The organism is Cumulibacter soli (genome assembly GCF_004382795.1).
Lineage (GTDB): Bacteria > Actinomycetota > Actinomycetes > Mycobacteriales > Antricoccaceae > Cumulibacter > Cumulibacter soli.
Genome location: NZ_SMSG01000003.1, coordinates 451,819 through 470,317, shown reverse-complemented (window position 1 = coordinate 470,317; position 18,499 = coordinate 451,819). Strand labels below are relative to the sequence as shown.

The window sequence follows — 18,499 nt, the reverse complement described above, 5'->3', positions numbered from 1 at the left end:
GGGTACGAGTCTAGGCGTTGGGCGCCGTTGTAGCCGAATCGCAGCCGACGTCGTCGTAACGCGCGAGGGCCGCGGCGCTGCGGGCGGCGACCCGCTTGGCGGCTCTGCGCACCGCTGGGTCGTCCAGGCCCGCCAAGCCATCCTGGCCGAGCTGCGACACTAGTCGGTCAAGTGTGTCGCTACTTAGTCGTAGCGCGATCCGAGCTCCACCATCGGCAGCCTCCTGCACCACGCCGACGTCGTAGTACTCGATCACCCACCGGCCTTCGCGGCTTACCTGTAATTCGACGTTCAGGTCGTCGGCGCTCGGCGTGTATACCCCCTCGGACAAGTCCCGCGGCGGTGCGTCGTGGTGTTGCCGCGGCTCATTGAGGACCTCGAGCGCACCAATGCGGTCAAGGCGGAAGGTACGTAACTCCTCAACCCGCCGACACCACGCCTGCAGGTAATCCACTCCGTCGATTCGGAAGATCTGGATCGGATCGATGACTCGATCGGTGAGTTCATCGCGGGCGGCAGACCAGTACTCGATTCGGACGGCGCGGTCATGTGCCAACGCAGAACGAAGCGGCGCGGCCGCGTGCGACTCCGCAGAAGACTCGACGGTTACCGGCGATGTTGCGCGGGTGCCGATGGCGTCCTCGAGCTTCGCCAGGGCGCCGAGCACCGTGTCGTGATCGACCGACCCCGGACTCTGTGCCATTGCCCGCAGCGCGATGACCAGCGAACTGGCTTCAGCCGCAGTTAGCTGCAGGGGACGGTCCATCCCGGCACTCTCGGTAATCGAGACCCGGTCGCCGTCGTACACCACCTCAATCAGGTCACCCATCCCCTGCCCGGGTAACCCGCAGAACGACACGGCCAGTAGGTCTTTCTTGATCTGCGCGGCGGTGGTGTCGAATTCGGCCGCCAGGTCTGACACGGTGCTGCCCGGATTACTCAACAGGAATGGCACGAGCAGACTCATCCGGTGCAGTTGTGCGCGTTGATTCCCCACGCCACCCATCAACGCTCCCCTTCCGAGTCCAATACGGCGAGTTGACGTAGCCGAGCGATGGTGGCCGCCCGCGCTTCCGGCGGCGCGAGGACTTCGACGGTCGCGCCGTACGGCGCGACGATGCTGGCCAACGCCGCAGCATCGCGTGCCCGAATGGCGATGTCGCCAGTGTGCTCGGGCTGCTCAACGCCGGCGGTCATTCGCCGCAGACCGGGCGCGGCTGTGTCGTGCAGCCGGATCACCGCTCGTAATGGTTGCGCGAACCCGGCGTCACCGACGATTGCACGCAAGTCGCGGTCCTCATGCTCAAAGGCACCGACGTCACTTGTGATGACTACATCGCTGACGATCCGAGACAGCCGGAACACGCGCGTGTCGTCGCGGTTGAGGTCATGCCCGACCAGGTACCAGCGAGCTTTCCAAGACACCAGTCCCCAGGGCTGCAGGCGGCGTCGCGAGACCGGTGGATCGGAGGTACGCGCGCGGTAATCGAACTCGACCTCCCGCTGCGCAGTGGCGGCGAGTAACAACGTGTCGAACGCCGGATCGGACCCGCGCAGTTGCGGGTCCCACCCGTTGACGGTCTCATCAACCTTCACGCCGCCCGCTTTCAGTTTGCGCACTGCGCCTTGCGTTTCGGAGGCGAACTGCGCGCTTCTCCACCAGTCAGTCGCGATGGCAAGCACGGTGGACTCAGCGGGGGTGAGGGCCAGGTCGGGCAAGAAGGAGTCGCGACCCGCGATCCGGTAACCCGGGGAACCGTCGCCGAAGGGGTGACTACCGGTCTCGATGACGACGCCAAGTTCGCGCAGTTCCTCTTTGTCGCGCTCAAACATCCGCTCGAAGGCCTGTCGACCCTTTGGCGAGTCGTCCTGGTTGTACGACACGACCGCCCGCCGGATCCGGTCAGCGCTGAGGAACTGACGCGTGGAGGTCAGGCAGATCAGGAGATTGAGCAATCGCTCGTTCTTCGCGCTAGACACGGCCTCACCCTAGCCCGTGCGGACACGGGGGCCAGGAAGGCACAACCGATATCGTGATCGCATGAGCAGCGAGAATGCCGGGGCGTCCTTGATCCGTTGGCGAAGCGCGAGGGTGACAGCGATCGGTAAATCCTGGCGCGGCGCGATCGAACTCGACGTGAGGGTGCGCGGCCGTTTCGGTCAGGACGACACCTGCGTACGCGCTCTTGCTTATCCCGCTCTCGTCGGAACCCCTGACGTCGGCGACGAACTGCTGGTCAACACGACTGCCTTGGACCTGGGCCTGGGCACCGGCGGATACGCCATCGTGATCGCGAACGTCACCCGCCTTCCCGCGGACCGCGACGGCGCCGGGCACCTGGTCAAGATGCGCTACAGCCCGCTACAGGCGACGGTGCTGGGAGTGGACGAGCAGGATTCGCCGCATCACGAAGCCATCGCGTCCTGCGACTCGGTCGACGGAATGCCGGTGGTAGTCGCCGACCTGCATTCGGCAGTCCCCGCCATCCTTGCCGGGATCCACGCCGATCGCCCCTCGGCAAAAGTCGCTTATATCTGGAGCGATGGAGGCGCACTACCGGCCTGGTTCTCGCGCTCGGTCGCGGACCTGTCTGAGGTGCTTACGGGGACGATCACCGTAGGACAGGCAGTCGGTGGGGATCTGGAGGCGGTCACCGTGCACAGCGGCCTGATCGCCGCGCGGGTTGTCCTCGGCGCGGACATCGCGATCGTGGCGCAAGGCCCGGGAAATTTGGGTACCGGAACGCCGTGGGGATTCTCTGGCGTCGCCGCCGGAGAGGCTGTCAACGCCGCGTACGCGGTCGGCGGACGACCGGTCGCCGCACTGCGTATTTCAGACGCCGACCCGCGCGGCAGGCATGTGGGCGTTTCACACCACGCGACGACCGCATTCTTCAAGGTCGGCTTGGTTCCCCTCGACGTACCCCTGCCGGACCGGCTCCCCGAAGAGTTAGACCAGGCGGTACGTCGGGATTTAACGTCAGCGCCGGAGCGCGCGGCGATCACAAACGTCGACGTCGCCGGGCTGGACGAGGCATTGCGGGCCTGTCCGGTACGCCTTTCCACGATGGGCCGAGGACTCGACGAGGACTACGCGTACTTCCTCGTCAATGCGGCCGCCGGTCGGCACGCCGCCAGGCTGCTCCCCTGATCCGTACGTCGCCCGGCACGCGTGCTCTCGTCGACCAGCGACATCTCCGCTGCCTCGTAACTCGCCTCGCTCCGTTCGCGTTCGACGACCGAGGGTGGCCGGGCTAGAGGGGACGGGGGCTTTGGGTGCGCATCGTTTCGATGAGTCGCTCCACGCGTTCATCCACGCTCTTGAACGGATCACGGCACAGTATCGTCCGAGCGGTCTGGTCGTTGACCTTCAGATGCACCCAATCAACGGTGAAATCGCGTCGTAATTCTTGTGCCACCCGCACGAACTCACCGCGTAGCCGTGCCCGGGTGGTCTGAGGCGGATTGTCTAGCGCGAAGTCGACCTGCTCGTCGGTGGTCACCCGATCGACCACACCGCGCGATTCCAGCACCCGGCACAGTCCGCGGCCACGCTTGACGTCATGAAACGCAAGGTCGATCTGTGCGATCCGTGGATCGCTAAGTTCGAGGCCGTCCCGCTCCACGTAACGATCGATGAGGCTCTTCTTGATCGCCCAGTCGATGCTTCGGCTGATCGACCGATGATCGCCGGACTCAATCGCATCCAACGCGCGCCCCCACAATTCGAGCGCGGTGCGATGCTCCGGATCGACGTCCTGATCGGCGCAGAACTGTACGGCGCGCTCGTAGTACTCGCGCTGAATCGCCAGGGACGTCATCGTGCGCCCATCGGCAAGCCGAATCGGAAGCGTTCCGGTGAGGTCCTTGGCGATGTCTCGGATCGCCCGGATCGGGTTTTCCACGGCCAGGTTCGGAAACCGCACGCCGGATTCGATCATCCGCAGCACCAGATCGCACGAAGCCACCTTGAGCAACGTGGTGGTTTCGCTGCAGTTGGAATCGCCGACAATCACGTGCAGCCTGCGATACTTCTCGGCGTCCGCGTGCGGTTCGTCGCGCGTGTTGATAATCGGACGCGAACGTGTGGTCGCGCTCGACACGCCCTCCCAGACATGCTCGGCTCGCTGGCTGAAGGAATACACGGTGCCGCGGGCGGTATGCAGCACCTTGCCCGCGCCACACACGATCTGTCGAGTCAGCAAGAACGGCACGAGCACATCGGTGACCGTGCTGAGCTCCGTATTGCGAGTGATCAGGTAGTTCTCATGACAACCGTACGAGTTGCCCGCAGAATCGGTGTTGTTCTTGAACAGATAGATCTGTCCTTCAACACCTTCAGCGGCGAGCTTTTCCTCGGCTTCAGCAGCCAACCCCTCCAGCACGCGTTCGCCGGCGCGGTCGTGCGCGATCAGGTCGGTGAAGTTGTCACATTCCGCGGTCGCGTACTCCGGGTGCGATCCGACGTCGAGATATAGCCGGGATCCATTCGCAAGGAACACGTTCGAAGAGCGGCCCCAGGCGACTACCCGACGAAACAGATAACGCGCGACTTCGTCCGGCGATAGACGGCGGTGCCCGTCCAGTACACAGGTCACCCCGTATTCGGTTTCGATACCGAAGATGCGGCGCGACAGCGCGGCGGTGCTCATTCGCTCGGCTCAGCTGCCGACCCACCCGGCTCCGGAGCGTCACTTTTACCGTTGCCGAGCAGATCGTCCAGGTACTCCGCGCTGAACCGGCGGAACGAACGCCCGACCTTGCCCCGCTCCAGCACAGCGGCCTCGAGGTTGCGCGAGGGCACCTCACGAACCTGCCCATCGGGAGCCGAGTTGGCTAATGCGTGCACGGCCAGACGAATCGCGTCGCCGATCGGCATCGCCTCGGCGTACCCCTCGCGTACGGATGCAGTCACGGCGTCCGACTGGCCGCCCATCGCGACGAAGCCGGGCTCGTCGACCACCGACCCGTCGAACGTCAGCCGGTACAGCTGGTCGGTGGCGATATCCGCGCCGACCTCGGCGACGCAGATTTCAACCTCGTACGGCTTGAGCGCCTCGCTGAAGATCGTGCCGAGGGTTTGTGCATAGGCGTTCGCCAGCCCGCGTCCGGTGACGTCCCGGCGATCGTAGGAAAACCCGCGTGTATCGGCATACCGGATGCCGGCCTGCCGCAGGTTCTCGAATTCGTTGTAACGACCGACCGCGGCGAAGCCGATGCGGTCGTACACCTCACCCACCTTGTGCAGGGTGCTCGACGGGTTCTCGGCGATCAGTAGAACGCCTTCCTCGCAGGACATCACGATGACCGAGCGCCCTCGGGCGATGCCTTTGCGGGCGTAATCGGTCTTGTCCCGCATCACCTGTTCGGCGGACGCGTACATGGGCATCGACATGGCTACCGTCCCGAACCTTGAGGCGTGTGCTGGCTAGCTGCGGACCGCTCGCGGCGCAGCCGGTCAGTGCGAGCGTCGAGGATCTCGTCGCAGATCGTCTCGATCTCCGCATCGCCGACGCGGCGTACGCCGTCGGCAGTGACGACGAAACAGATCGGGAACAGCCCGCGGGTGAGATCTGGTCCCCCGGTCGCGGTGTCGTCATCCGCCGCGTCGTATAGCGATTCGACCAGCGCGCGTACCACCCCGGCCTCGTCCAGATCACGAGACCAGAGTTTCTTCAGCGCGCTCTTGGCGAACATCGAGCCCGAGCCGATCGCGTGGAAGAGTTGCTCCTCGTAGCATCCGCCAGTCACGTCGAAACTGAAAATCCGCCCGGCGCTGGAGGCGTCGGGGTCCTCGTCGTACCCGACGAACAACGGCACGACAGCCAGACCTTGTAATGCGATCGATAGATTGCCCTTGAGCATCGCGGATAGTCGATTGGCCTTGCCGTCCAGCGACAGCGTGGCGCCTTCGATCTTCTCGTAGTGCTCCAGTTCGATCTGGAACAACCGGACCATGTCCAACGCGATACCGGCCGTGCCGGCGATTCCGATAGCGCTGTGCGCATCGGCGGCGTACACCTTCTCGATATCGCGCTGTGCGATCAGGTTGCCCATCGTCGCACGGCGGTCGCCGCCGATCACCACCCCGCCATCGAAGGTAGCCGCGACGATCGTGGTGCCGTGGCGAACCTCCGGCGAGTTAGTCACCCCCGGTGGGAGCGGCCGGCGACCGGGTAGCAGATCCGGTGCAGCGCGACCGAGGAAATCGGTGAATGACGAGCCGCCGTCGTTGAGGTAGACGGCGGGAAGCCCGCCGGAGCGTTGTTCGTTAGCCACGGACTACTGGCCGCCCTTCTGTACGAACTGCTTCACGAACTCTTCGGCGTTCGACTCAAGAACGCCGTCGATCTCGTCGAGGATCGAGTCCAGATCATCATTCATTTCCTTGTGCACCTGTGCGGCGCCCGCGGCGGGCGTGGCCGCGGCATCGTCCTCGGCCTCGTCACCGGCAGGACGTTGGCGCTCGGTGTTCTCCTGTGCCATGGCTACTCCTTCGTCTCGGCCTACGGGGTCTGTGCGAGTCGGTCAACCAACTCGGCTGCGGTATTCGATGTTTCCAGAAGTTCCTGCACGTGTGCGCGGGTACCTCGAAGTGGTTCCATCATCGGGACGCGAACATAACCCGGACGTCCGACATCGAGCACCAGACTGTCCCAGGAAGCCGCCGCGACCGATAGACCAAACCGGCGAATGCATTCGCCGCGGAAGAACGCGCGGGTATCCGGTGGCGGGCTCGACATCGCCGCGTTGACCTCGTCGGCCGTCACCATCGTGCGCATCGCTCCGCGGTGTACCAGGCGGTTGTACAGACCCTTATCGAGCCGAACATTTGCATACTGCAGATCGACCAACGCCACCTGCGGACTCGCCCAGCCGAGTGCGTCGCGCCCCCGGTACGCCTCCAATAGACGGAGTTTCGCCACCCAATCGAGGCGATCGGCCAGCCGCATCGGGTCGTCCTCAAGCGCGTCGAGCACCTCTGCCCACTCGCGCAACACTTGTGCGCTGTCCTCGTCGAGGTCCTCGCTCATGAATGACCGGGCGGCGTCGAGATACTCGCGTTGGATCTGTAACGCGGTCATCCGGCGGCCGTCAGCCAGCTCCAGTTTGCCCTCGAGCTGCCAATCGTGGCTGGTCTGATGAATCGCCGGCACCGGATCGTCCAGAGTCAGGCCCTTCGGTGCCACGCCGTGCTCGATCATCGCGAGCACCAGCGCTGTCGTCCCGACCTTCAGGAATGTTGAGGTCTCGGCAAGATTCGCATCGCCTACGATCACATGGAGTCGCCGGTACTTCGATGCGGTCGCGTGCGGCTCGTCTCTCGTGTTGATGATCGGGCGTTTGAGGGTCGTTTCCAGGCCAACCTCGGCCTCGAAGAAATCAGCGCGTTGCGACAACTGGAAACCGGGTCGCATGCCGTCCTGCCCAATGCCGACCCGGCCGGCTCCACAAAAGATTTGTCGGGTCACGAAGAACGGCGTCAGACACTGGACCAGGTCCTCAAACGGGGTTGAGCGTCGCACCAGGTAATTCTCGTGTGTCCCGTACGACGCCCCTTTGTTGTCAGTGTTGTTCTTGTAGAGGGCGATCTGTGGGTTGCCTGGAACGGATGCGAGCCGCCGCGCTGCCTCGTCCATTATCCGTTCGCCGGCCTTGTCCCAGAGCACGGCATCGCGTGGGTTGGTGACTTCCGGTGCGGAATACTCCGGGTGCGCGTGATCGACATAGAACCTCGCGCCGTTGGTCAGTACGACGTTGGCCAGATATGGATCGTCGTCGACGTCCGTGCCGTTGTGATCGAGCGCGTCGCGTGATCCAACCCGGTACCCGCGTGCGTCCGCGAGCGGATCTTCGTGCACGAAATCCCACGCCGGTTTGCGCCGCGGCGTATCGGTTGCGGCGTACGCGTCGACCAACTGCGCCGACAGCAGCATCGGGTTCGCCGTGGGATCGCCAGGCACGCTGATGCCGTATTCGACCTCCGTGCCGAGGACTCGACGAACAGTCATCAGAGGTACTGCCCCGTCCCGTGCATCGTCTCAATTGCCTCGCCCGGGTTCTTGGACTTCTTCGAAATCAACGTGCGGATGTACACGATCCGCTCGCCCTTCTTTCCGGAGATTCGCGCCCAATCGTCCGGGTTCGTGGTGTTCGGCAGGTCCTCGTTCTCGGCGAACTCATCGACCACCGCCGACATCAAATGGCTGACTCTCAACCCGCGGGAGCCAGTCGTCAAGAAGTCCTTGATCGCTAGTTTCTTGGCGCGGTCGACGATGTTCTGAATCATCGCCCCCGAGTTGAAGTCCTTGAAGTACATGATTTGCTTCTCGCCGTTGGCGTAGGTCACCTCGAGGAACTGATTCTCCTCGGTCTCGGCGTACATCCGCTCCACCACCGACTGGATCATCGCCTCGATCGTTGCGGTGCGATCGCCGCCGTTCTCAGCCAGATCATCGTCGTTGACCGGGAGATCGGCGGTCAGGTACTTGGAGAAGATGTCGGCAGCGGCCTCGGCATCCGGGCGCTCGATCTTGATCTTCACGTCGAGACGACCGGGTCGAAGAATGGCCGGATCGATCATGTCTTCGCGGTTGGACGCGCCGATCACGATGACGTTTTCCAGCCCTTCGACTCCGTCGATCTCGGCCAGAAGTTGCGGGACGATCGTCGTCTCGACGTCCGAACTAATGCCGGTACCGCGAGTGCGGAATATGGACTCCATCTCGTCGAAGAACACGATGACGGGCGTTCCTTGATCCGCCTTCTCCCGCGCGCGGCTAAAGATCATCCGGATGTGCCGCTCGGTCTCGCCAACAAACTTGTTCAGCAGCTCGGGGCCCTTGATGTTCAAGAAGTACGAGCGTGCAGCCTTGTCGTTGTCCGGCACGGCACCGGCCGCGACCTGACCGGCGTGGATCTGCTTGGCCAGTGAGTTCGCGACGGCTTTGGCAATCAAGGTCTTGCCGCATCCGGGGGGTCCGTACAGCAACACGCCCTTGGGCGGACGCAGGTTGTGTTCGGCGAACAGGTCGGCATGCAGGAACGGCATCTCCACCGCGTCCTGGATCAACTCGATCTGGCCCTGCAGACCGCCGATATCGCCGTACGAAATGTCCGGGACCTCCTCAAGGACGAGATCCTCCACGTCGCTCTTCGGAATGCGCTCGTACACGTAGCCGGATTTGCTGTCCATCAGCACGCTGTCGCCGATCGCGACCGTCGCCTCACGCAGGGCGTCGGACAGGTAGCAGACTCGCTGCTCATCCGTGTGGGTAGCGACTAGGGCGCGCTCCGGAGCGTCGTGTTCGTCGGTGAGCAACTCTTTGATCGCCACCAATTCACCGGTGCGCTCGTAACCGACCACATCGACGACGTTCATCGCTTCGTTCAAGATCACTTCGCAGCCGCGGCGTAGCGATGTCGCGGCGATCTCCGGGGAGATACCGACGCGCAACTTACGGCCGGCACTAAGAATGTCGACCGTTGCCTCGTCTACCGAACGCAGGTAGACCGCGAAGCCATTCGGGGGTGCGGCAAGTCGGTCGATTTCCTCCCGCAGGTGCGCGAGTTGCTCTTTTGCGTCGCGCAGCGTGGTCACCAGCTTGTCGTTGCGGTCGGCGAGAGCCTGCGCTCGCTGTTGAGACTCGACCAATCGCTCGGAGACCAACCGCGATGAGGCCGGGCCCGAGGCAACCTTCGCTCGGAGCCGGTCGATCTCCTGCTGCAGGAGGCGGACTTCGCTAGCCGGTCGTTCCCGACCCGGTTCGCTGGGCTGCGTCGACTCGCTCATCTGTCCCACTCTATAGCGCATGGACACTTCCCGAAGGCCTCCCGCGCGGCACGGGAATGTCTACGAATCGCCGCGGAGTGGCTCCCGAACTTTCGCCGTCTTGCGCCTACGGTAAATGGCATGTATAGAGCACGCTCTCTCGCTTCGGCCATCGTCGCGACCGTGATCACCGCGGCAGCCCTCGCGGGCGTCGTATGGTTCAGCGCTGTACTCGCGGCGCGCGGCACGAGCCAGGCGATTCTTCCCACTCTGCTCACTACCAACAACTTCGCGGGTCTGGAATGGCCGTTCCGGACCGACTCGCCGCCGACCTCGGTGCACGTGACGTTCTATGTTGCTGTTGCGCTGGTCGCCATCATCGCCGGTGTCGTCACACTGTTGACTACTCGCAAGGCCTCGCCACGTAATGGTGCCAGCGCGCTGCTGGGCACCTGGTTCGGTGTGCTGCTTGGTTCGGTTGTGGCGTCCGTGGCGGTCTACTTCATCCGAGTTGATGCGCTGGCGCCCACCGAGGCCGCCCGAAACGGCGTACTCGCCGAGCTGGTGCGTTCGTTCGCGTTCGGCGGCCTGCTGCTCGGACTCGTGCCGGCGGTGCTGTCCTGGGTGACGTTCAAGATCGCCAATCGCAGCCGTGCTGCCGAGTACGCCGCCGCGATGGATCTGGCTGAGGGGCGCGGCGAAGACGAGAACCCGTTCGATCTCGCTCCGGGCTCCAACGGCGACATTCGCCCGGTAGAGCCCGGGTTCACCTATCCGGCCGGCGACGTGTACGACGATGCTCCGTACCGTGACGCAGATCTGCCGCCGTCGGAACGCCGCACACCGTCGATGACCTTCACCGACGTCACCGACGCGACCGGCGAGGACTTCGCCGAGCGGGACCCCGCCGCACAGACGCCCGAGCCGACTCACGATCAGGAGCCCGTCGACGTGTCGTTTGGCGCTCCGTCGGCGCACGACGCGGCGGACGCAACGGCCAACTCGACCGAAACCGTGAGTATGGAGACGTCCGAGGACGCCACGTCGAGTGCGAACGACCTCGGCGAACGCGCTGCGGACTACGGCTACGCCGGCGATACGAATGCCTCCGGCGAGGAGCCAGTGCTACGGCAGACGGGGACGTAACCGCTTCTTCTGTTGCGGCTGTTCCGCCTCGAGATCGACGGCGTTCGCGTGAGCGAACGCCGTCGTTTCGTCTGTCTGGACGGCTTCACCCGCGACGGCCGCGCGGGCGGTGGTTGGCTTGCGGTGTCGCGAGGGCGCGCTCACGCCGTCCGACAGACGACGACTGGTCACGATGAACGCCGTGTGCGCGATCATCCGATGATCTGGGCGGACGGCGAGCCCCACCACATGCCAGGGTCGCTCGAGGGTTTCCCACGCAGACGGCTCGGTGAACGAGCCATGCGCGCGCAGAGCTTCGACGAGTCGTGAGAGTTGCGGAACGGTCGCCACGTAGCCGATCAGAACCCCGCCGGGACGCAGCTTCGCCGCGACGGCTTCCAGCGGCTGCCACGGGGACAACATATCTAGGATCACCCGGTCGTAGACCTCATCGGTGGCGCCCACCTCGGCGAGGTCCCCGATTCGCAGGCTCCAATTCTCTGGCCGCGCGCCGAAAAACACGTCTACGTTCTGCTCCGCGATGACCGCGTGATCTTCACGGATCTCGTACGACGTCACCGAGCCCGTGGGCCCGACAGCACGCAACAGCGAGCAGGTCAATGCGCCAGAACCAGCGCCGGCTTCCAGGACGCGGGCGCCAGGGTGGATATCGCCCATTGCAACGATCTGCGCGGCATCCTTGGGGTAGATCACCTGAGCGCCGCGGGGCATCGACAACACGTAGTCGGCCAGCAGTGGTCGTAACGCGAGGTAGGCGGTGCCATCGGTCGAGGTGATCACGATTCCCTCCGGACCACCTAGCAGACTGTCGTGCTCAATGGCGCCGCGATGCGTGTGAAACTGCTTGCCGGCCTCCAACGTGATCGTGTACATCCGCCCCTTGGGGTCGGTGAGTTGGACACGTTCCCCTACGTGGAGCGGGGCGTTGTGGGTCGATGCGGCGGAGTCAGTCACTCGGTCAAGGCTACCGGTTCGCCGGCGAGCGCTTGCGCGCCCACGATGCCCAGCGGTACGCCGTCCGCGGCGAGGACCACAAACCATGGTGCGTCGTATCGGCGAATAGCGTGCAGCAGATCCAGGCAACTGGCATCCTCGGCCAGCAGGCGGTGCTCCGGTAGGGGTGTCGCGTGGTCCGTGAGCGTGCCGGTCGCCGAAGACACGATGGCGCGGTCGGCGTACGCGAGACCGTCAGCGGTGCGAACCAGCACGAGCGCATCGGGCACGATACTTGCACTCGCTGCGGGCTCTCGACCGTCCAGTACGGGAACTGGCATAAGTCGCTCGTACAACGGTTGACCGGCCAGGCGCGCTTCCTTGATCGCGTTGTCGCGACTCGCGGTTGCCATCGCCCACAGCGAGGCCGACATGATGGCGATGGCGAGTACCCAGGGGATCTCCCGCGACGGTTGCGTCGAGCTCAGTACGCGCCACAGGGCGTACGCGGCGAGGCCGGCGGAAATGACCTGGCCGAAGTAGGAGGCCATGATGGTGGCCTTGTGCTGGTTGCCGGTCGCTTTCCACAACACCGCGACCGCGACTCGGCCGCCATCGAGTGGCAGTCCGGGCAACAGGTTGAAGACTCCGATCGCGAGGTTCGCGAGCGTGATCGCCGACAGCAACATCCCCCATGCGCCGTCGACACCGAATCCAGGGCCGTTGCCCGTGAGGAGACTAATGGCGCCGGGCAGTCCGATGGCCAGTGAGACCGCTGGGCCTGCTGCGGACACGACGAGTTCACTACGTGGCGAGTCGTCCTCGCTGCGCACGGTCGTCGCGCCGCCCATGAAGCCAAGTTCGACCCGCTCGACGTCAAAATGCATCGCGCGCGCTGCCGCGACATGTCCAAACTCGTGCAACAACACCGACAGGCCCCACATCAACGCCATCACGGCTCCCAGCGCGATCGCCTGCGCCGTACCGAGCCACGACTGCAGCTGCCGCGCGTACAGCGGCACGATGACCAGCACGAAGAGGAACCACGAAGCGGTGATGTAGATGGGTGCGCCAAGAAACCGGCCTAACGGCAGGGGCGGAAGTGAAAAGCGCACGTCACCATCGTAGGCGGCTCACGAAATGTGTCGGCACGCTCACCTACTCTGGGAAACGTGCCAGACGAAGAGCTACTTGAGATGCCGATAACCGGTTCGCTGTCGCCGTCCCGCGCGGCCGACTTCAAGACGTGCCCGTTGTTGTATCGCTTTCGCAGCGTCGACCGGCTCCCGGAGAAACCGTCTCCGGCCGCGGCCCGGGGCACGGTTGTTCATGCGGTCCTCGAGAAATTGTTTGAGCTGCCGCGAGCCGAGCGCACACCCGAGCAGGCGCAGAGCATGGTAGAGCCTGCATGGTCTGAACTGCTCACCGAAGAACCCGTTCTCGGCGAGTTGTTTGGCGACGACCAAGGCAAAGAGCTCGCGACCTGGCTGGGCACGGCGCGAACGTTGGTCAAGAAGTATTTCGCGCTGGAGGACCCGCGACGCTTCGACCCGTCCGAGCGCGAAATGCTCGTGCAGACGGTCCTCGATGACGGCTTGCTCCTGCGTGGATATGTCGATCGCATGGATATCGCTCCGGACGGCCAGGTGCGCGTAGTCGACTACAAGACCGGCGCAGCGCCGCGCGAGATGTTCGAGGCGAAGGCCCTGTTTCAGATGAAGTTCTACGCGCTCGTGTTGTGGCGCACCACGGGCGCCATTCCAGCGCAGCTGAAACTGATGTACCTGGCGGACCGCGACGAACTCACCTACTCCCCCGACCAGGTCGAGTTGGAACGGCTGGAGCGACAACTACGCGCGCTTTGGGCCGCGATCGAGAAGGCGATCGAGACACAGGACTTCCGCCCTAACCCCAGCAGGCTGTGCGACTGGTGCGATCACCATGCGCTGTGCCCGGCGAAGGGCGGCACACCGCCGCCCTTCCCCGAGGAGCACGCGCTCAGCTACACGATCGACCGGCGGGCTGAGCGACCCACCGACTAGTCAGCCGACGATAGGGCCGGTGAGCGGCCAGTGGGTCTGGTGATTAGGTGGCGAAGTACTTCGCTTCGGGGTGATGGCAGACGAGTGCTGACGTCGACTGCTCCGGATGCAACTGGAAGCCATCACTGAGTTCAACGCCGATTCGAGACGGGTCCAACAACTCGACGAGTTTGGTCTGCTCCTCCAGATCCGGGCAGGCCGGGTAGCCGAATGCGAACCGCGCACCGCGGTAGCCGAGCTTGAAGTAGTCGTCCAGGCTCTCCGGATCCTCCGCGGACGCCGCGCGACCGTCATCGAACGTGAGTTCGGAACGGATCCGCTTGTGCCAGTACTCAGCCAGCGACTCGGTGAGTTGCACGGACAGTCCGTGCAACTCCATGTACTCGCGATACGAATTGTCCGCGAACAACTTGGCCGTCGCGTCTGAGATCTTGTTGCCCATCGTGACGATGTCGAACGCGATCACGTCCGGACGCCCTTCGGCGTCTGCCTGCTTGCGGCTTCGGAAGAAGTCCGCCAGACATAAGTGCCGATCGCGCTGCTGGCGAGGGAAGGTGAACCGCACCCGGTCCGAGCCATCCTCGTTCAGCACGATGACGTCGTCTCCTTCAGATACACACGGGAAGTATCCGTACACGACTGCGGCCTCTGAGAGCGCCTCAGTGTGAATCCGATCCAGCCATTGCCGCAACCGCGGACGACCCTCGGTCTCCACCAACTGCTCGAAGGACACTCCGTCGCGGGTGCCACGTAGGCCCCACTGCCCCATGAACGTGGCCCGTTCGTCGAGCATGCCGGCGTAGTCGGCCAGCGGGATCCCCTTGATCACGCGGGATCCGTAGAACGGGGCGGTCGGTACGGGATTGTCATCGGCGACGTCCGAACGAGCGGGAATCACCAGCGGGCCCTCTTTGGCCTTGCGTTCCTCCGCGATACGCAGCGAGCGAGCCCGCCGCTCTTTACGTTCTGCCTTCTTGCGCGCGCGCTCCTCCGACTCGGCCACGGTTACCTCCCCGCGGCTCGCGGCCTTGATGTCGTCCATCACCCGCAGGCCTTCGAAGGCATCGCGTGCGTAGTACACGTCCGACTGGTAAATGTCGTCCAAATCGTCCTCGACGTATGCGCGAGTCAGCGCTGCGCCGCCGAGCACCACCGGGAACCGGTCCGACAGCCCACGAGAGTTGAGTTCCTGCAGGTTCTCCTTCATGACTACGGTCGACTTGACCAGGAGCCCAGACATCCCGATCACGTCGGCGTTGTGCTCCACCGCTGCGTCGATGATTGCGTTGACCGGCTGCTTGATGCCCAGGTTGACCACGGAATAGCCGTTATTGCTCAGAATGATGTCGACGAGGTTCTTACCGATGTCATGGACATCGCCCTTAACCGTGGCCAGTACGATCGTCCCTTTGCCGTCGTCGTCCGTCTTCTCCATGTGTGGCTCGAGGTGGGCGACGGCCGCCTTCATCACCTCAGCCGACTGCAATACGAACGGCAACTGCATCTGGCCGGAGCCGAACAACTCGCCGACGGTTTTCATTCCGTCCAACAGCAGTTCGTTGATGATCTTCAGCGGCGGTATTGACTGCATTGCTTCGTCGAGATCATCCTCGAGACCGGCACGTTCACCGTCGATGATCCGACGCTTGAGACGCTCATCGAGGGGCAATGCGCGCAGTTCTTCTGCCCGGGATTCAGCGCTGCCGGCGACCTTGACCCCATCGAAGATCTCCAGCAGTCGGGTCAGCGGGTCGTACGCCGACTCGGTATTGGTGGCGGGACGGCGACGGTCGTAGATCAAGTCGAGCGCGACCTGCTTCTGTTCATCGTCAATCTTCGACATTGGCAGAATCTTGCTCGCGTGCAGGATCGCGCTGTCCAGCCCGGCCTGTTGACACTCGTTCAGGAACACCGAGTTCAGCACCTGACGCGCCGCGGGGTTCAGCCCGAACGACACGTTCGAGAGACCCAGCGTCGTACTGATTGTCGGGTACTTCTCTTTCAGCTGGCGGATACCTTCGATGGTCTCCAGCGCATCGCGCCGAGACTCTTCCTGACCGGTCGCGACGGTGAACGTGAGCGCGTCGATGATGATGTCGGGGTACGCCAGGCCCCAGCGGTCATGTAGTTCGTCGATCATCCGACTGGCGATCCGGACCTTTTCCGATGCCGTGCGGGCCTGGCCTTCTTCGTCGATAGTCAGTGCGACGACGGCCGCGCCGTGCTCGACAACGATGGGCAGCAGCCGCGACCAGCGGGAGTTTTCGCCGTCGCCGTCCTCCAGGTTGACCGAGTTGATGATGCAGCGCCCGCCGAGTCGCTCCAGCCCGGCTTCAAGGACGGGTACTTCGGTGGAATCAAGCATGATGGGCAGCGTCGTGGCGGTCGCAAATTGCTCTGCGAGTCGGCTCATGTCGGTGGCACCATCGCGCCCGACGTAGTCAACGCATAGATCGATGACATGCGAACCATCACGCGCGAGGCCTTTGGCCACTTCAACGCAGTCGTCAATGCGGCCATCGATGAGCGCTTCGCGGAAAGCCTTGCTGCCGTTGGTGTTCGTGCGCTCGCCCACCAGCAGCACACCGGCATCCTGCCGGTACGGGACGTGCTGGTAGAGCGAGGAGATCCCGGGCTCACTCACGGGCGTGCGCTGCGCCGGCTGCACGGCGTCGACAGCGGCGCGTAATGCGCGCACGTGCTCAGGTGTCGTGCCACAGCAGCCGCCGACGAACCGGACTCCGTAATCAGCGACGAACCGGGCGACCGCGGCGCTGAAGTCCTCCGGCCCGAGTGGGTACTCGGCGCCGTTGGCTCCTAGTACGGGCAGACCAGCGTTCGGCATCACCGAAATCGGAATCGGTGAATACGTCGAGAGATAGCGAAGGTGCTCGCTCATCTCGTCCGGGCCAGTGGCACAGTTCAACCCGATCAGGTCGATATCGAGCGCGCTGAGCGCCGTGAGCGCGGCGCCGATCTCCGAGCCCAGCAGCATCGTGCCGGTCGTCTCTACGGTGACGTGCACGATGATCGGCACATGGCGACCCTTGGCCGTCATCGCGCGTTTGGCACCGATCACGGCACTCTTGGCCTGCAGGAGGTCCTGGCAGGTCTCGATCAGCAACGCGTCCACGCCCCCGTCGATGAGACCATCGACCTGCTGACGATAAGCATCGCGCAACGTAGCGAACGTCGTATGCCCTAGCGTCGGCAGTTTCGTGCCCGGGCCAATTGATCCGAGCACGAACCTAGGGTCATCCTCGGTGGAGGAGAGATCGGCGCGTTCGCGTGCCAGTTGGGCGCCGGTGAGCGCGAGTTCGTAGATGCGTTCGGGGATGTCGTATTCAAGGAGGTTGGCGTAATTGGCGCCGAAGGTGTTGGTCTCGATGGCCTGCGCACCGGCATCCAGATAAGCGTCGTGAATAGCGCGAACGACGTCCGGGCGGGTGACGTTCAGGATTTCATTGCAGCCTTCTAGCTGGTCGAAATCCTCCAGGCTCAGGTCGTATCCCTGCAACATCGTCCCCATCGCCCCATCGGCCACGAGGGTGCCAGATTCGAGCGCAGCAATTAACCGGGAGGATGTAGGGGAAATCATGGACTCAGTCTATGGCCGCCGTGATCGGCCCCTGCCCGTAGGCTGGGGTGATGATGGCCTCAGACGACTACCTGCCGGACCTGGTCGACCCTACGATGATCTGCGCGTTTTCTGGATGGAACGACGCCGGCGAGGCCGCAACGACGACCGTCGAACACCTCGCACTCACCTGGGACGCCCGGGCGTACACCTCGATTGATCCCGAGGACTATTACGACTTTCAGGTGAACAGGCCGCACGTCGCCTTGGTCAACGGGGTCTCCCGGCACATCGTGTGGGGCACGGTCCGCGTCAGCATCGCCCGGATGCCGGTCTCTGGTCGCGATGTCGTGCTGCTGTCTGGGCCGGAACCCAATCTGCGTTGGAAGACGTTCTGCGAGGAGTTTCTCGAGATCGCCCGCGATCTTGGGGTCGAGCGGATCGTGCTGCTCGGCGGGATGAGCACGGACACGCATTACGAACGTCCTGTACCGGTGACCGGTAGCGCGTGGGACCCACGCTCAGCCGCCCAGTACCGGCTCGCGCAGTCCTCCTACGAAGGGCCGACGGGTATCACCGGCGTACTGCACGACGCCGCCGTCCGGGTCGGCATCCCTACGGTTTCCTTTTGGGCCGGGACGCCGTATTACGTGACGGCGCCGACCTGGACGCCGGCAACCGTCGCGCTGCTGAGGCGTTTGGAAGACGTACTCGAGGAACCGATCAGTGTGGAGTCGCTTGAGCAGCAAGCGGCGGCAGCCATCAGCGTTGTGCGGACGCTCGTCGATCAAGACCCGTCGATCCGCGAGCAACTCGACGCACTGGCCGTCGAGGAGGACCACGTCGACGAGGACGCAGCCGAACAACTCGCTGCGGACTTCGAGCGTTACCTGCGACGTCGTGATAGCCCCGGCGATGACGGCATCTAGGACCGCCAGCCGCGCGCCGTACGCCGTTCACGCGTAGTTAAGGATCCAGTCGGCCTCGCTCAGTAGGTTCACCTCGGCCATATCACGACATGCCGAGGAG

General features: G+C 64.0%; 15 protein-coding genes. 4 read left to right on the top strand and 11 right to left on the bottom strand.

The features are described 5' to 3' along the window. Positions 1–10: 10 nt before the first annotated feature. Both E1H16_RS08950 and E1H16_RS08945 read right to left on the bottom strand, forming a co-directional pair. The gene (locus E1H16_RS08950) at positions 11–1,006 is read right to left on the bottom strand and encodes a helix-turn-helix transcriptional regulator (protein ID WP_134323338.1); all 996 of its coding nucleotides are present in this window, start codon (positions 1,004–1,006) and stop codon (positions 11–13) included. Then, positions 1,006–1,980 (bottom strand): helix-turn-helix transcriptional regulator, encoded by a 975-nt coding sequence (locus E1H16_RS08945; protein WP_134323337.1) that lies wholly within the window; start codon positions 1,978–1,980, stop codon positions 1,006–1,008. Before E1H16_RS08945 ends, E1H16_RS08950 begins: the two co-directional genes overlap by 1 nt. A gap of 61 nt (positions 1,981–2,041) precedes the next feature. On the opposite strand from E1H16_RS08945, the gene E1H16_RS08940 reads away from it, so the two are divergent. Then, positions 2,042–3,151 carry a DUF3866 family protein gene (locus E1H16_RS08940; protein ID WP_208378943.1) on the top strand — a complete coding sequence of 370 codons (1,110 nt, stop codon included), beginning with the start codon at positions 2,042–2,044 and terminating at the stop codon, positions 3,149–3,151. 103 nt (positions 3,152–3,254) lie between these two features. Here E1H16_RS08940 and pafA read toward each other — a convergent pair whose 3' ends face one another. Genes pafA through arc form a run of 6 tightly spaced genes read right to left on the bottom strand, consistent with a single transcriptional unit; the run spans position 3,255 to position 9,793 of the window. Next, complete coding sequence (gene pafA / locus E1H16_RS08935; protein WP_243837801.1) at positions 3,255–4,652, bottom strand: Pup--protein ligase; 1,398 nt, start codon at positions 4,650–4,652, stop codon at positions 3,255–3,257. Continuing rightward, complete coding sequence (gene prcA, locus E1H16_RS08930) at positions 4,649–5,395, bottom strand: proteasome subunit alpha (RefSeq protein ID WP_134323336.1); 747 nt, start codon at positions 5,393–5,395, stop codon at positions 4,649–4,651. The genes pafA and prcA overlap by 4 nt, the downstream gene beginning before the upstream one ends. Positions 5,396–5,397: 2 nt before the next feature. Further along, entirely contained in the window at positions 5,398–6,279 is an 882-nt protein-coding gene (gene prcB / locus E1H16_RS08925) for a proteasome subunit beta (protein WP_134323335.1), read from the bottom strand. Between the two features lie 3 nt (positions 6,280–6,282). Then, on the bottom strand, positions 6,283–6,486 hold the full coding sequence (locus E1H16_RS08920; protein ID WP_134323334.1) for a ubiquitin-like protein Pup: 204 nt from the start codon (positions 6,484–6,486) through the stop codon (positions 6,283–6,285). A 20-nt stretch (positions 6,487–6,506) separates the two neighbouring features. Next, entirely contained in the window at positions 6,507–8,012 is a 1,506-nt protein-coding gene (gene dop, locus E1H16_RS08915) for a depupylase/deamidase Dop (protein ID WP_134323333.1), read from the bottom strand. After that, positions 8,012–9,793, bottom strand: a complete 1,782-nt coding sequence (gene arc, locus E1H16_RS08910; protein WP_134323332.1) for a proteasome ATPase — start codon at positions 9,791–9,793, stop codon at positions 8,012–8,014. Before arc ends, dop begins: the two co-directional genes overlap by 1 nt. Before the next feature lie 120 nt (positions 9,794–9,913). On the opposite strand from arc, the gene E1H16_RS08905 reads away from it, so the two are divergent. Continuing rightward, entirely contained in the window at positions 9,914–10,918 is a 1,005-nt protein-coding gene (locus tag E1H16_RS08905; protein ID WP_134323331.1) for an AI-2E family transporter, read from the top strand. On the opposite strand, the gene E1H16_RS08900 is transcribed toward E1H16_RS08905, so the two are convergent. Together E1H16_RS08900 and E1H16_RS08895 are read right to left on the bottom strand one after the other, a co-directional pair. Next, complete coding sequence (locus tag E1H16_RS08900) at positions 10,898–11,872, bottom strand: tRNA (adenine-N1)-methyltransferase (RefSeq protein ID WP_279586365.1); 975 nt, start codon at positions 11,870–11,872, stop codon at positions 10,898–10,900. The two genes, E1H16_RS08905 and E1H16_RS08900, sit on opposite strands and share 21 nt — an antisense overlap. Further along, entirely contained in the window at positions 11,869–12,966 is a 1,098-nt protein-coding gene (locus E1H16_RS08895) for a site-2 protease family protein (protein ID WP_134323330.1), read from the bottom strand. Before E1H16_RS08895 ends, E1H16_RS08900 begins: the two co-directional genes overlap by 4 nt. Positions 12,967–13,023: 57 nt before the next feature. Here E1H16_RS08895 and E1H16_RS08890 point away from each other — a divergent pair, with 57 nt between their 5' ends. Beyond that, positions 13,024–13,893, top strand: coding sequence for a RecB family exonuclease (locus E1H16_RS08890; RefSeq protein WP_243837800.1), 870 nt, complete (start codon positions 13,024–13,026; stop codon positions 13,891–13,893). Positions 13,894–13,936: 43 nt separating this feature from the next. Here E1H16_RS08890 and metH read toward each other — a convergent pair whose 3' ends face one another. Beyond that, a complete protein-coding gene (gene metH, locus E1H16_RS08885; RefSeq protein ID WP_134323329.1) occupies positions 13,937–17,491 on the bottom strand; it encodes a methionine synthase in 3,555 nt (1,184 codons plus the stop codon). 50 nt (positions 17,492–17,541) lie between these two features. Here metH and E1H16_RS08880 point away from each other — a divergent pair, with 50 nt between their 5' ends. Then, positions 17,542–18,399, top strand: coding sequence for a PAC2 family protein (locus tag E1H16_RS08880; protein ID WP_134323328.1), 858 nt, complete (start codon positions 17,542–17,544; stop codon positions 18,397–18,399). Positions 18,400–18,499 lie beyond the last annotated feature (100 nt).

Excerpts from the sequence above, each read along its gene's own strand:
- E1H16_RS08940 (WP_208378943.1), top strand. The coding sequence starts at position 2,042 with ATGAGCAGCGAGAATGCCGGGGCGTCCTTGATCCGTTGGCGAAGCGCG.
- E1H16_RS08950 (WP_134323338.1), bottom strand. The coding sequence starts at position 1,006 with ATGGGTGGCGTGGGGAATCAACGCGCACAACTGCACCGGATGAGTCTG.
- E1H16_RS08920 (WP_134323334.1), bottom strand. The coding sequence starts at position 6,486 with ATGGCACAGGAGAACACCGAGCGCCAACGTCCTGCCGGTGACGAGGCC.
- E1H16_RS08905 (WP_134323331.1), top strand. The coding sequence starts at position 9,914 with ATGTATAGAGCACGCTCTCTCGCTTCGGCCATCGTCGCGACCGTGATC.
- pafA (WP_243837801.1), bottom strand. The coding sequence starts at position 4,652 with ATGAGCACCGCCGCGCTGTCGCGCCGCATCTTCGGTATCGAAACCGAA.
- dop (WP_134323333.1), bottom strand. The coding sequence starts at position 8,012 with ATGACTGTTCGTCGAGTCCTCGGCACGGAGGTCGAATACGGCATCAGC.
- metH (WP_134323329.1), bottom strand. The coding sequence starts at position 17,491 with ATGATTTCCCCTACATCCTCCCGGTTAATTGCTGCGCTCGAATCTGGC.
- arc (WP_134323332.1), bottom strand. The coding sequence starts at position 9,793 with ATGAGCGAGTCGACGCAGCCCAGCGAACCGGGTCGGGAACGACCGGCT.
- prcA (WP_134323336.1), bottom strand. The coding sequence starts at position 5,395 with ATGTCGATGCCCATGTACGCGTCCGCCGAACAGGTGATGCGGGACAAG.
- E1H16_RS08880 (WP_134323328.1), top strand. The coding sequence starts at position 17,542 with ATGATGGCCTCAGACGACTACCTGCCGGACCTGGTCGACCCTACGATG.